Source organism: Mesorhizobium sp. M0045 (assembly GCF_040323385.1).
GTDB lineage: Bacteria > Pseudomonadota > Alphaproteobacteria > Rhizobiales > Rhizobiaceae > Mesorhizobium.
This window is the reverse complement of the sequence record NZ_JAMYUY010000024.1, coordinates 1-12473: the sequence shown is the minus strand read 5'-3', so window position 1 is coordinate 12473 and position 12473 is coordinate 1. Positions and strand designations below refer to the sequence as shown.

Annotated in this window: 10 protein-coding genes; 2 read left to right on the top strand and 8 right to left on the bottom strand. The window is 61.1% G+C overall.

Translation table 11 applies throughout. The features are described 5' to 3' along the window. Positions 1–85 precede the first annotated feature (85 nt). The 6 genes from NKJ72_RS26660 to NKJ72_RS26635 form a co-directional block, all read right to left on the bottom strand. On the bottom strand, positions 86–2110 hold the full coding sequence (locus NKJ72_RS26660) for a CHASE2 domain-containing protein (RefSeq protein WP_352480117.1): 2025 nt from the start codon (positions 2108–2110) through the stop codon (positions 86–88). A gap of 15 nt (positions 2111–2125) precedes the next feature. Next, positions 2126–2938: a FecR family protein gene (locus NKJ72_RS26655; RefSeq protein WP_352480116.1), complete on the bottom strand. Its 813-nt coding sequence runs from the start codon at positions 2936–2938 to the stop codon at positions 2126–2128. 11 nt (positions 2939–2949) lie between these two features. After that, complete coding sequence (locus NKJ72_RS26650; protein ID WP_352480115.1) at positions 2950–4224, bottom strand: tetratricopeptide repeat protein; 1275 nt, start codon at positions 4222–4224, stop codon at positions 2950–2952. A gap of 312 nt (positions 4225–4536) precedes the next feature. Next, the gene (locus NKJ72_RS26645) at positions 4537–5637 is read right to left on the bottom strand and encodes a cyclic nucleotide-binding domain-containing protein (RefSeq protein ID WP_352480114.1); all 1101 of its coding nucleotides are present in this window, start codon (positions 5635–5637) and stop codon (positions 4537–4539) included. A gap of 141 nt (positions 5638–5778) precedes the next feature. Further along, complete coding sequence (locus tag NKJ72_RS26640; protein WP_352480113.1) at positions 5779–6966, bottom strand: magnesium transporter; 1188 nt, start codon at positions 6964–6966, stop codon at positions 5779–5781. Positions 6967–8391: 1425 nt separating this feature from the next. Continuing rightward, entirely contained in the window at positions 8392–8598 is a 207-nt protein-coding gene (locus NKJ72_RS26635) for a helix-turn-helix domain-containing protein (RefSeq protein WP_352480112.1), read from the bottom strand. A gap of 189 nt (positions 8599–8787) precedes the next feature. Here NKJ72_RS26635 and NKJ72_RS26630 point away from each other — a divergent pair, with 189 nt between their 5' ends. Together NKJ72_RS26630 and NKJ72_RS26625 are read left to right on the top strand one after the other, a co-directional pair. Next, positions 8788–9468: a hypothetical protein gene (locus NKJ72_RS26630; RefSeq protein WP_352480111.1), complete on the top strand. Its 681-nt coding sequence runs from the start codon at positions 8788–8790 to the stop codon at positions 9466–9468. Then, positions 9461–9589 carry a DUF2274 domain-containing protein gene (locus NKJ72_RS26625; RefSeq protein WP_352480110.1) on the top strand — a complete coding sequence of 43 codons (129 nt, stop codon included), beginning with the start codon at positions 9461–9463 and terminating at the stop codon, positions 9587–9589. The genes NKJ72_RS26630 and NKJ72_RS26625 overlap by 8 nt, the downstream gene beginning before the upstream one ends. Before the next feature lie 127 nt (positions 9590–9716). Here NKJ72_RS26625 and NKJ72_RS26620 read toward each other — a convergent pair whose 3' ends face one another. Both NKJ72_RS26620 and NKJ72_RS26615 read right to left on the bottom strand, forming a co-directional pair. Beyond that, on the bottom strand, positions 9717–10604 hold the full coding sequence (locus NKJ72_RS26620; RefSeq protein WP_352480109.1) for a LysR family transcriptional regulator: 888 nt from the start codon (positions 10602–10604) through the stop codon (positions 9717–9719). A 301-nt stretch (positions 10605–10905) separates the two neighbouring features. Next, positions 10906–12473: calcium-binding protein (locus tag NKJ72_RS26615; protein ID WP_352480108.1), on the bottom strand; the 1568-nt coding region annotated here is incomplete at its 5' end.

Genomic DNA, 12473 nt, shown 5'->3' with positions numbered 1-12473 from the left:
GAACCGGGGAGGCCACGCAAATTTGCGAGGCCTCCCGAAGTCAGGTCATGAGGCAGGCGGCACCCCCGCGCTCCGCTGGAGCCGATCAGTCTCCGGGTGCAGGATCAGGAGGAGCTGTTTTTGAGGACAGCGGTGAACCCTCCACCAGGGCTGGGCCGCCAGATTGCTCGCCATTCTGAATCGCTTGTTCGCGGCTCATGCCTTTGTGCATCTCCGGAACGGTGAAAACCGGCACCTCGCCCTTGAAACCCTGGAGCTCAAAGGCGCCCGCCTGGACAACTGGCATCGATGCTCCCTTCGCAAAGCCGGGACCAAGCACCAGGGGGATGCGCAGCTTCTTGGTCGTCGATTCGAGCCGTGCCGTGCGGTTCACGGGCGAGCCGATCGCGGTGTAATCGAAGCGCCGTTCGGAGCCGAAATTGCCAACCGAGCAGATGCCGGTCTCGATGGCGACGCCGATTGCGATAGAGGGGTGGCCGTCGGCGGTGAAAGCGGCGTCTTCACGCTTTACCCGTTCTATCAGGGCTAGCCCCGCTGCGAGCGCGCGCTCGCGATGGTCCGGCTGATCAAGCGGCGCGTTCCAGAAGGCGAGCACCGCGTCGCCCATGAACTTGTCGATGGTGCCGTCGCGCTTGAGGATCTCATCGGTCGCAATGCCGAGGAAGTGGTTGACCACCTTTGCAATTTCCTGGGTATCGAGCTGTTCGCTCATCGTCGTGAAGCCGCGTATGTCGCTGAGCAGGATTGTGATCTCCCGCTTCTCGCCGGACAGGATGGCTTCGGTGTCCGAGCTTGCGAGGCGCTGCACCACGGAAGGCGACAGATACTGGGAGAACTGCCGTGCCAGGGTGGACCGGCGCTGCTCGCTGCGCCTGTAGAGGACATAGCCTTCGAAGCCGGCTACCAGGATCGTCGCAAGCGCCGGCTGCAGCGGGTCATAGAGTGTACCCTGCATGCTGTATTCGAGAGCGCCGAACACGAAGGGCGTGACGGCCAGCAGCGCGAGAGCCAGGGCACCAAGCACGACACGCTCGGCGAGCACTCCGGAAAGCCCGATGAACATGAGGGCAGTGAGGACAAACCAGAGCCGCTCCACCGTGCGCGCGTGCCTTGGCTCTGCCAAGTAGCGCCCGACAAGCAACTGGCCGATTGCATCGGCGTGGATGTCCGCGCCTGGTCGCGCTGGACGTGTCGGGGTGGGCAGGTACTGCGTCAGTCCCACGGCCGACAGATCGACAATGACAATGGCATCCCGCAGCCGCTGATCACTGTCGCCCGAAAGGATAGTGCGGGCAGATATGCGTGGCGTATCGGTGCTGGTTTCCCAGAGGCGGATGCTCCCCTCCGGTTCGAGCGGCACGATGGCGCCGGCCATCCTGAGTGCATCGAACCCGGCGGCATTCAGGCGGGCTATGTAGCCGTCCTGCCCGGCATAAAGGCGCAGGAGCTCGAGTGCGAAGGACGGCCACAGCTGCACGCCTTGAGCGGTATTGCGAAGCCACAGCAGCGGCACATGGCGCAGTACGCCGTCGGGATCGGGCAAGGTGCGAATGACGCCGAGGCCCGCGGCGGCGTTCGAGAATTGGGCAAGCGAGCCGGTCAGGCCGGTGAAGCCGGGAAGTGTGTCGGGTACTTGCCCGACGATCGACCAGCCGGCCTTGGGCTCTGCTTCTGAAACTGTCGCCTCGTTGCCCAGGCTGACGGCAAGCGCCGTTCGGTTTTTGGCCAGCGCCGCTGCCAGGCGCTTGTCTCCGGCAATGCCCTCAGGCGAGGTGTCGGCCTCGGGCAGCACCAGCGCAAGCCCGATCACCGGGGCGCCGGATGCGGTGATGCCATCGACCAGATCGGCCAAGAGGCCACGGTTCCAGGGCCATCGCCCATGTGCCTTGAGGCTGGCGTCGTCTATCGAGACGATCACGACAGGATTGCTGGTCGCCTGGCGCGGGGCGAGAAACTGGTAGAAGTCGTACGTGCGCTCACGCAGGCGCGACAGCGGCCCGTCGAAAGCCAAATGGCAAGCGAGCAGCAGGAGCACGACCGCGAGACCCGATATTTTGCGCCTGCCAGCTTGCCGCCAATCAGCCCAGCGCCAACCGACCAAGAAGCTCATGTCGTGCGGCCAGGCCTAATTGCAGTAGTAGCAGCAACCTTCACCCTCACACTCGCCATCATCCTCCACCCCGCCGCCCACAGGTGGCGTCAGGCTGTCGGGGAACTCCATGACCACTCCGGGCAATGCGCCGTCGGTGGAGTCGCAGACTTTGAGGGAGCCGCCGAGTGCCGATGCACAGATCGCGCTTACATCCAATCCAGGACCCGGTGCGCCTGGCAGGCCGGTGCCGGCTATCCGGTCGATGCTGTCCAATATCGGGAAGGTGTCGATGCCGCCGTAGCCGGTCAGCAGCTTGCCATCGTCCGATGTGCAGGCGTAGCCCGGGTTTGTGATGACCAGCCGTTTGCCATTGATCGTGCAGGTCATGCGGCCGGCGCGCAGTATGCCGACGGTCTGGCCGGCTGCCACCAGCACTTCGATGATGCCGCCTCTCGCCCCGAGCACCATATGCGGCGTCGCAACCTGCATGACGCCGCCTTTCGAAACCTGGCCGCCATAAAAACGGGCCAGGCCGCTGTTCATCCCGATGTCGATTTTTCCAGATCCGGAGCCCGGATTGTAGACGAATTCATCGATCGTCAGGCTGGTGTTCGGACCAATCTTGGCGCTCGATTCGTCCCGGAACACCAGCATTCCAAGACCAGTGGGATCGCTGCGCAACTGATCGCCGAGTTCGACGCCGGCACCGACGTTCATTGTCCCGCCGTTGTTGCGGACGATGTTGGTCTGGTAGGCCGTCATCGACCCGATCGTTTCAGCGGCGGATGGTGCCGCGAAGGCAAGGCAGGCGACAAAAATGGCGATCTGACGGTACGGGGTCCTCATCGCGGCCTCTTTCAATTGAGCGTCAACGTGTAGCTCATGAGCATTTCGAACGATTTCCGGTCGCGGTTGGCGATGTCGAAGTTGGTTTCGCGATAGGCGAGATCGACGCTGATCTTCTGCGACTCCGTCAGCTGAAAATCGCTTTCCGAGGCAATGCGCCAGAAGTCGCTCTTGATATTTGTCCCGATGCCAACGGACAGATCGGGAGTGTTGCTGTGGCCGGCCGAGAACGCGACCTGGTGCGACCATGCGAAAAGATCCGGTACGGTCATCAACAGGCCGCCATAGCGGATCTCGCCCGTGTAGCTGTGTCCGATTTCGCCAGATCCGGAGGCGAAGTCATTCGAGCCGACAAAGCGCAGTCCGAGCGCCTGGCCATTGCGGAAGCGGTAGCTGCCGCCTGCCTCATAGAAAACCCTGCTATCGGCGAAAATGCCTTGCGAGGCGCTTAGATCGATGTAGCCGCCGCCTGCAAAAAGCGTCGTCTCGACCGTCGGGCGCACAAGAAAGCGTCCACTGAGGCCGATGCCGGTTTCTTGGATGTCGCTGTCGAAACGATCTGTAACGGTAAACGCCGAAAGTAACAGGCGCAGCGAATCGATCCCACTATTGGGCAGCCCCTTGTCCCAGGTGATAGCGGCGTTGCCGTGGACGAAAGTCTCCTTGCTACCCGGAACCGACAAGTCTTCCGTGAAAAAGCGCTGTGTCGCAGTCAATGACCCCGAAAGGACGAGGGCGTCGGCACTTGGCGTGCCGAGGTCCCATCGCACAAAGCCTTCGGCCCGCCCATAGGGCGAGACGAAGCTGTCGTCGTCCTGCGCCCCACCCGGCTCAAAATCGGTGAATGCGCTGAACACGCCGCCGGTCAGGGCGAGTTCCCAGGTGACGCCACGCAACGCGCGCTCGATGCGGGCAAGCAGGCGAGCAGCTTCCTGCTGCTCAGCCGCGGACAGCCCCCCAACCTCGATGCCGTACTGCACCTGCCGCCGGGCCAATTCGTAGGAGCCGACATGATAGTACAACCGGCTGGCCGCCAGCCGGGCACGCGCATCGCGGGGATATTTGATCAGATACTGCTCGATCGAGGAGATCGCCTGGTCGTATTGCCCTGCATTGACGGCAACCGTGACGAACTGGGCGAGCGTTCCGTTGTCCGACGGACTGGCGATGCGGGCTGAAAAAGCATCGTCATAGGCCGGAAAAAGACCCTGCGCGCCAGCCGGCAATGCGCCGCTACAAAGCAGCGCCGCGGCGCAGCCGACGATTGTTCGAAACGAAGATTGCATGCCGAGAACCACCCCAAACCCGACCAGTGCGAAGGACTTAGCACGACCACAAGAAAAAAGGCGACTGAACTTTGGCGAAATCGTCCGAGTTTTCAACAGCTGTTGCAGCCGCGCAACAAACTATCGGGTCCATTCGTATTTCGGCTGCGCTGGTTGCAAAAACATCTTCTCGGCGTTGCTGTATTGGTCGAAATATTCGGTCGCGATAGAAACTAACAAAACTCATCACGCGATAGCGAACCTGGCTTGCTTCAAGATCAATATAGTTCGCGTGATTCTGCACGTATTTGGTCGCGGCCTGATCCATCAATGTCACATATGGCTCATCCGAAGGTCTTCCGTCGCATTGCGGAGGCGATCGGAGAGCTGGCGGGCAATGCTTCTCAACACGGCTTGCGCGATATGCGGCTTGGCCTTTGATATCTTGTTGGCGGCCGACGAGGTCAGCTCATAGGCAACAACGTCCTCGTCCGCGATCACGTCGGTCGAGCGCGGTCGCTCGGTCAGGAACCCCATTTCCCCCACTGTGCATCCAGCCCCGATGCTCGCCAGCCGGCGCCGTCCGCCAGGCGCATCCACCCAGACGCTGATACAGCCGCGCGTCAGCATCCACAGTCGGTCGGCCTGATCGCCAGCGCGGCACAGCACTGTGCCTCGGGGGAACTCGACGCGGTCGAGATAACTCATCAGCACTTTCAGATCTTCCGGTGCCATGGTCATGCCGAAATCGGTGCGCCCAAGCGGCACCTCTATCACCGAGCGGGCAGAACTGTCCGCGCGCTCAACAATTTCCTCTTCGAAGCGCTCCAGCGCCGCCTCCAGATCGCGGTTGATGTTGGGCTTATCGCTTTGTGACGTAAACTCCTCCAGGGCCTCGGCGTCCCTGAGATCACCGAAGAACAATCGCTGGCCACGCCGGGCGCAGCGAGCGGAGATCTGCTGCAAGGTCAACGCGCCGGAGGCGTCGACGTCGCTGACAGCGCGGAAATCGAGAATGATCACCCGCACCACGCTGGGCAGCCGGTCAATTTCCTCCGCGAGCTCATCGGCATTGCCAAAGAACAGCACGCCCTGCAGTTCGAGAACTGCCAGCTCCCGCCCGTGAATCGCCAGCAACTCGGTCTGAGCAGTGGAACGGATGCGCCTCGAGCGCGTCGTGCCGACGATCTCCTTGCGCCGCACCACAGGCCGGTTCATTTCGATTATGAAGACGATGCAGGCCAGGGCCACGCCAACGACGGCGCCGATAACGGTCGTGTTGCCGTCGAGAGCGACCAGCAGGGATCCCAGCAGGCTGGCCTGGATCAGCGAGTTGCTGGGCATGGTCGTCACGAAGCACGACCGCTGAAATGCGGACGCAACAACGCCGCCGACAATGGCAGCGATGACCCCGGCAAGCGCGCCTTCCGCCACCCGATCTGCGCCGAGCGGTGATAGGGCAAGGACGCCGGAGGAGACGCACATCGGCAATGCTACGCCTGCCAGAAATCCCACGGTGGTGATCCCGCCGATGCGCGTCCTGTGCAGGACCCGCATGGGCGGACGCGCCGCTAACTACAGCACGAGCATGGTGGCCAGCCCGAGCATCAGGCCCATGCCTACGATATCGGTGACGGTGGTAAGAAAGATCGCTGAAGCTACGGCCGGATCGGCGCCGACCCGCCGCAGGCCCAGTGGGATCAGCACACCGGAGATTCCGGACATGAGGCACGATCCAGACATGGCGAGCAGGATGACAAGTGCCAGCATCGGCGCCTGGGCTGCCGACTCCGGTTGCCGCGAGGCGTAGAACCACATGGCCGCGGCCGCCACAAGACCGACGAGCACGCCGTTGGCGATCCCGAGCGCGCCCTCCCTGATCACCAGGTGCAGTTTCGGTCGCTTATCCACATCTCCCAGGGCAAGGCCACGCAGTGTCATAGCCAACGCCTGGCAGCCGGTGTTTCCGCTCTGCCCGGCCAAGACCGGGAGGAATGCCGCCAAGGCGACAATCTTCTCGATCGTGCCTGTGAACGAGCTGACCACGAAAGCGGCCATGAAGGCCGTCAGCAGGTTGAGCTGCAGCCACGGATGACGCTTCAGGAAGGCTGAAAACAGCGGTGTGAAAGAACGCTCCTCCTTCTGGACACCTACCATCTGGCCCGACTGGGCAGAAATCTCGATGATTTGCTGCTCGAACAAGCGCCAGCCGCGAACCTGCCCGAGCAGCCGGTCCTCCCCGTCCACAACCGGATAGACAGGGTAGTGCCTGCGCACCGCAGCCTTGCAGGCGTCACTCAAGGACAGATCAACGGGGAGGGCGAACGGCTTTGGCAGCATGATCTGATCTACCGTGGCGTCCGCTTCGCTCAGCATCAGATCGCGCAGGACCACGAGGCCAACCAGTTTGTCGCCCCGGTCGGTGACGTAGAGATAAGTGAGCTCGGTCGGCACCTGGGTGCGTCTGACGGCCTCCACGGCGGCGGCTACCGTCGTGCTGACGGGAACGCTGGCGGGAATCGGGTCCATCAGCTCGATGAGCGACTCGGGGATCGCGAGGCCCTTGCCATCGCCATTAGGCTTGGCTGGCCGCATATGCGGCGGCAAATGCTCCGCCACCTTACGGGCGTGCCTGTCCGGCAACAGCATCAGTGTTTCCCGAATAAACTCGGGAGACTCTCGGGCCAGCAATACCGCCGCGTCATCAGGTGCTCGAGCGCGCAGCGTGCGCACCAGCTTCTCAACCTCGTTCTCTTCCTTCATCTGTTCCCCCGATTGCTAGTGTCTTGCCTCTGACGGTATGACACGAATCTGATCGCTCTGCCTTGGCCGCAGTGGCTCAAGCGCCTCGATCCGGAAATCTTCGCCTCTCGGGGCGCCGATCGGACCCAGACAGATCTGAGCCGTCGCGGGTGCATACAGGCGGGCTGTAACGTCTACGTGTCGCCAAGAAATTGACCTGTTACCGAACTTCACCCACTCTTGCGGGGGCCTACGGGCACGCCGGAACCATCAACGAACTCATTGTTCCAGCGGCCACTCTTGATGAGGTCGCATAGCGTATAAATTTATCTGGTAGCAGCATGCGGAAATCCACAGCCTCCTAGACCCACTAACCCGCCATAGCGGTCCAGTCACCATCATAAACAACATGAGCGCCGGAAATGCTGCAAGGGCAGGGTCGAACTTTTGTGCTTCGTTGGATGCATCTTGCCGGTTCCCACCCTCAGTTGATGGGCGATGCAATATCCGAGACGCGATAAGGTGATTTATGTAACAGCTTACTCGGGGACAGGGATTCTCTGCATTAAGGTTCGTCGCGAATCAACGTGCTCTTGAAGAGCTCGCAGCCCCGGCGCCAAGAGTCTGCTTTTCTGGACCTTGGGAAATGCATATTGGCAGCATCATTGCAGCCGGTTTCAATTCTATGTCTGCCAATCTCGGTTGGAGAGTGTTGTAGCGGACTTTTCGCAGCTTTGCCGATATGGGCGTCAAAGCCGTCGAACTGAGATTGACGTCCCTCGACCTCACAGCAGGTCCCGCCGTGTCATCTCTGAAAGAGCCGAGAGGCTTGTCGCGCTGACCGGCCAATTCGACTACGGTTCATGGCGTCGTCTCATCGAACCTCATGGACCCGGCGGTCCGCCGCTACCGGATTGATGCCGCCAAGGCCTTGATCGAACTTGCGATCGGATCGATGCGCGCGTCCTTGTCCAGCATAGTGGGCATTTTGGCGGCGACCAGAGTGTCGAACGAGCCCGTGCCGAGGAACGCGAACGCGAAGCGTTGTTAGAGCTTGCCGAGTTCAGCAAGCCCTATGGGGCGCGCATCGTCTTCGAGAACCTCTTCGCCAGAACCGGGGCAGTGTCGGCGCAGCCCGGCGGAGATTGCGCAGGTGAAGGCGCTCGGCCATCCCAAGTGGCACCTATCGATTTTCAGCCACGCCTATATTGAGTCCACCACTCGCGGGCCTGAACTTCCGCGAGCAGGTGCGACCCATGGCGCGGTGGCGGGCACCTGCATGTCCATGACTTCTTCGGGCGCCCGCAGGGCTTCCACAGAACCTACCTCCCGCAGGAGGGTGCAGCGCTGGGAATAGCCGACCTGCACATGACGTTCGGTGCGCCTGCCGGTCTACGATACGGTGGCGGGATGCCCCCGGATTCGGGTTTGCTCGCTGCCGTCAGGTCATTTGCTTTCCGGACGGCGTACCAGTCGTACGCCAGGCCCGCCGCTGTCTTCTGGGATGAATTCGATGCCGGCAACCTCCAACGCTTGGCGAATCGCTGCCATATTGTTCGGATGCGGAACCCGGGCGCCTCGCTCGAAATCGACCACCGTAGGCCGTGATACCTTGGCCGCGTCCGCCAGCTCGCGCTGACTTATTCCCAACATCGCGCGAGCGCCCCGGCACTGCGCGGCAGAAATCTTACTATAAGTCAAACGTTTATCTCTTGGGTTGACTTTTCCCCGGCAACTTGTCAAATTGTCCCGGCTGTACGTGCGGCAAGTTCGCGGCCGAACAGGATGTTTGCACCATCCCGCCCGGCCTGACCGCAACCCAAGCTGATTGGAGCTCGGATCATGGCTGATTCCGACAATACCACGACTCTGCCTTACGTCACCCGCAGGCGAGTGCTTGCGGGAACAGTTGTGGCCACAACTGCGTGGACGCTCGAAGGCAACGCGTCCGCAAGCGGCGCCGGAAGCACGAATGTGCGTTCTGATCCCGCGCTGGCGCTTTGGCGGGAATGGGAGAGAGTCCACAAACTGACCGAGCGGCTTTGCCGCAGGCAGCAGCGCCTCGAGACAAAGGTTGTCGAGAGAGTCGGCTTCCCTTGTGTGACCCTCCGCGTGCCAGAAGGTGAGGAACTGACGGTCCACTCGATCGAGGCGCTCAATCAGGTGCTCGGCAACGGACCGGATACCGCCGCTGTCCGAAAGAAGGCCGAAACTGAGTTCCTTGCGCATCAGGCGCGGTGGGATGCGGCTGCCGAGGAAACTGGCTACACCGCCGCCTTCAGGGCCGAGCGCGAGGCTGGCGAGAAAATGCAAGATGTGATGCAAGCATTCTCAGCAACTCCCGCCACCACCGTCGCCGGTGTGGCAGGCAAGCTCGATGCCGTATTGCGCGAGGGCGAGGCATGGGAGGAATGCTCCGAATTTCCTTGGCCGCAAATCCGCTCAGCGCTCTGTGATCTGGTGCGCATCGCCGAAGGCTTTGGTGCTGACCGGGTGCGACGCCGAAAGATCCGTCATGACTAAGCTGAAACTCTCCGCCATACCCGCTGACCGTCCGGTCAAAATCACTGTCAAACTGTCCGGCGCGGTTCATCGCGATCTCGTCCTTATGCCGAATTGCTCGGCCGCGAGACTGGACAGGTAGCCGCCGATCCGGCAAGCTGATGAGCCGATGCTGACACGATTCATGACAACAGACAGAGCGTTCGTTCGCCAGACCCAACGCACTCTGAAACCGGGTGACTGTTCGGGTCATGCCGGTCGGATGACTGTCAGCACGAATACCGATCGCGCAGGAAAGAGATGAAGGTCGGCAGGGCAGGATTGGCGTTGTCGGGGCGCCAACGGGCTAGACCGGAGATCTGGATTGGTTTGCCCCCGATCCGCAGCTTGCGGCAGACCGCATCCTGAGGAACACTGTCGGCATCTTGGTCGTGAATCAGAGCGACTCCGAGCCCGTTTCCGACAAGGCGCAAAAGGATGCCCGCACTGACGTGATGTTCGACGATTGAAGGAAGCTGCACGGCGCGTCCAACGGCGTCGGCGAGCTGAAATGCTTCGCCCCTGCGCACCAGTAATGTCTCCTGCTGCAACTCGTGCCACTCGATCACGGAACGGCTGGCGAGAGAATGATTTGCGGCAAGAACGACAGCCAGAGTGTCTCTCCACAGCGTCAATTCGAATGCGCCGCCGGTAAATCGGGAGGAGGAGGTCACGACCACGTCGACCTGAGTGGCACACAGAGCAGCCTCAGGCGAAGGGTAAGGACTTTCTGTCAAGCTGATGGTCACGTTGGGATGAGATTGCCCGAACTCGATGATTGCATCCAAGGCTCGCCCGGCGAGGAGGATCCCGTTGGAGCCGATGGAAAGCTTTTGTTGGTCATGTTTGGTGCCGGACCTGGCCAGGGTGAGCGTGTTGTCGAGCTCGAGCAGCACGGAGCGCAGATGCTCCAGGAAGCGCTCGCCGGCCGGGGTTGGGCCGACGCCGCGGGCATGGCGATGAAATATCCGCGTACCCATCGCGTATTCGAGATCGCGGATGCGCCGGCTGAGCGCGGAGTGATCGATCCCTGTACGTCGCGAGGCGCGAAGGAAGCTGCCCTCCTCCGCGACCACAAGTGCATAATTGAGGGTAGCAAGTTGGATGGAGCTCCGCATCTCTGCTCAAAGTCAAGTTGGCGACAAAACGCGTTTGAGCGCTTTTGGCCGCTGCGGGCTATCGCCAAATCTCAGTATTGACACAGGGTGAAACCATCCCTGCGTCTTTAAGCCTTCAAGCAGGATCAGGAGGATAAGGACGATACCTTTCCATTTTTCGGCGAACCTTATCGAGGGCACGTCGCGCTAGCTCCAGAAGGAGAGCGCCACCCGGACTGGTTACTTGCTTGGAAAATCCGGTGCTTGAACAAAGACGGAGCGGCGGACCGGCTCGAGCAGAAGGTCCGCCGTTCCGGGTCGTTCAGATCACAAGGAACGAACCTGCTGCAAGCGACAGACCTGGAGAGAGCGTGGCGAACTGTATTTGAGCTGCGCCACCGATCCCGTCGCTGTCGAAAGAGAGTGCTCCTGTTGAGTTGTTGTAGATGATATGGTCGGAGCTATCATGCGCGGCCGTGCCAGCAAAGAAAGCATCGGATGAAAGGCCTCCCAGCTTAAGCCCGGCAAAAACCGCGTCGTCGAGTTGGATCTTGTCCTGGAGTTTGTTGAAGTCGGTGATCCTGTCGATATTGCCGGCTCCAAGAGCGCTGTTGAACACAAAGGCATCATTGCCTCCGTTACCGCTCAAGATGTCGGCACCGCCGCCACCATTGATGATGTTGGCTCCGCCATTGCCCTGGATGGTCTGGCCGATCTCGTTGCCGGTGAGGTTGATTGCCGTCGTGCTGGACGGGTTCGTGGTGGCGAGCAGCCCGATGGACGAGCTGGCCGAAAGCGCATAGCTCACCGAGGCGAATACCCTGTCGTGGCCCGGGACCGCCGCTTCAATCACCTTGTCGCCGGCATTGTCGACATAGTAAGTGTCGTTGCCGCCATAGCCTGTCAGCGTGTCGGCGCCACCCATACCGTTGATGTAATTAGCACCGGCATTGCCTTGGATCGTCTGGGCGAATTCGTTGCCAACGAGATTGATTGCGGCCGTACCGGAGGGGTTCGTGGTCGCAAGAAGTTCGACCTGCGAGGCTGCCGAAAGGACATAGCTCACCGAGGCGAGCACCTTGTCGGAGCCGCCGGCAGCGGCCTCGACCACCTTGTCGGCAGCATTGTCGACATGATAGGTGTCGTTGCCACCATAGCCGGTCATGGTATCGGCCCCACCCCCGCCGTTGATGACATTGGCGCCGGCATTGCCCTGGATAGTCTGGGCGAACGCATTGCCGGTCAGGTTGATCGCCGTGGTACCGGACGGGCTGTTGGTGGCGAGAAGTTCGATTTCCGATCCGGCCGCAAGCGCATGACTTACGGAGGCGAATGCTTTGTCGGTACCGCCGCCCGCAGCCTCGATCTCCTTGTCGCGGATGTCATCGACATAATAGGTATCATTGCCGCCATAGCCGATCATCGTGTGGCCGCCGGCTCCGTGGAATACATCGTCGCCACTGGTGCCATACAAGATGTCGCTTGTGTCGACGGGAGGCGGGGTGGTTTCGGTGGTAGCGAGGTTGTGCTCCCGGAAAAAGGCCTGCAGTTCGGAGGAGCTTTCAAGCGCGGTGTCGCCGTTCTGCGTTCCCCATTTATAGGTGTAGTCGAAGGCAGGCGTCGGAACCAATGCGGCCCAATGATCGATCATGATTTGCATCTGTTCGGGGGTGGGCATGACATGTCTTCCGCCATCGGAAGTCTCCCAGTTACCGCCGCCAAAGGCCTGGTAGACCGGAACGATGTTGCTAACCGGGATGCCCGATTTCACCGCTGCAGCCACGGCTCGATCGATCATGTCGTAGTCGACCGTGTCCGTTCCCGTGCGCACCGGATAGGGGTCTATTCCGAAATAGTCGATATGCGTGTTGGCCGGATTGTAGGTGTTCG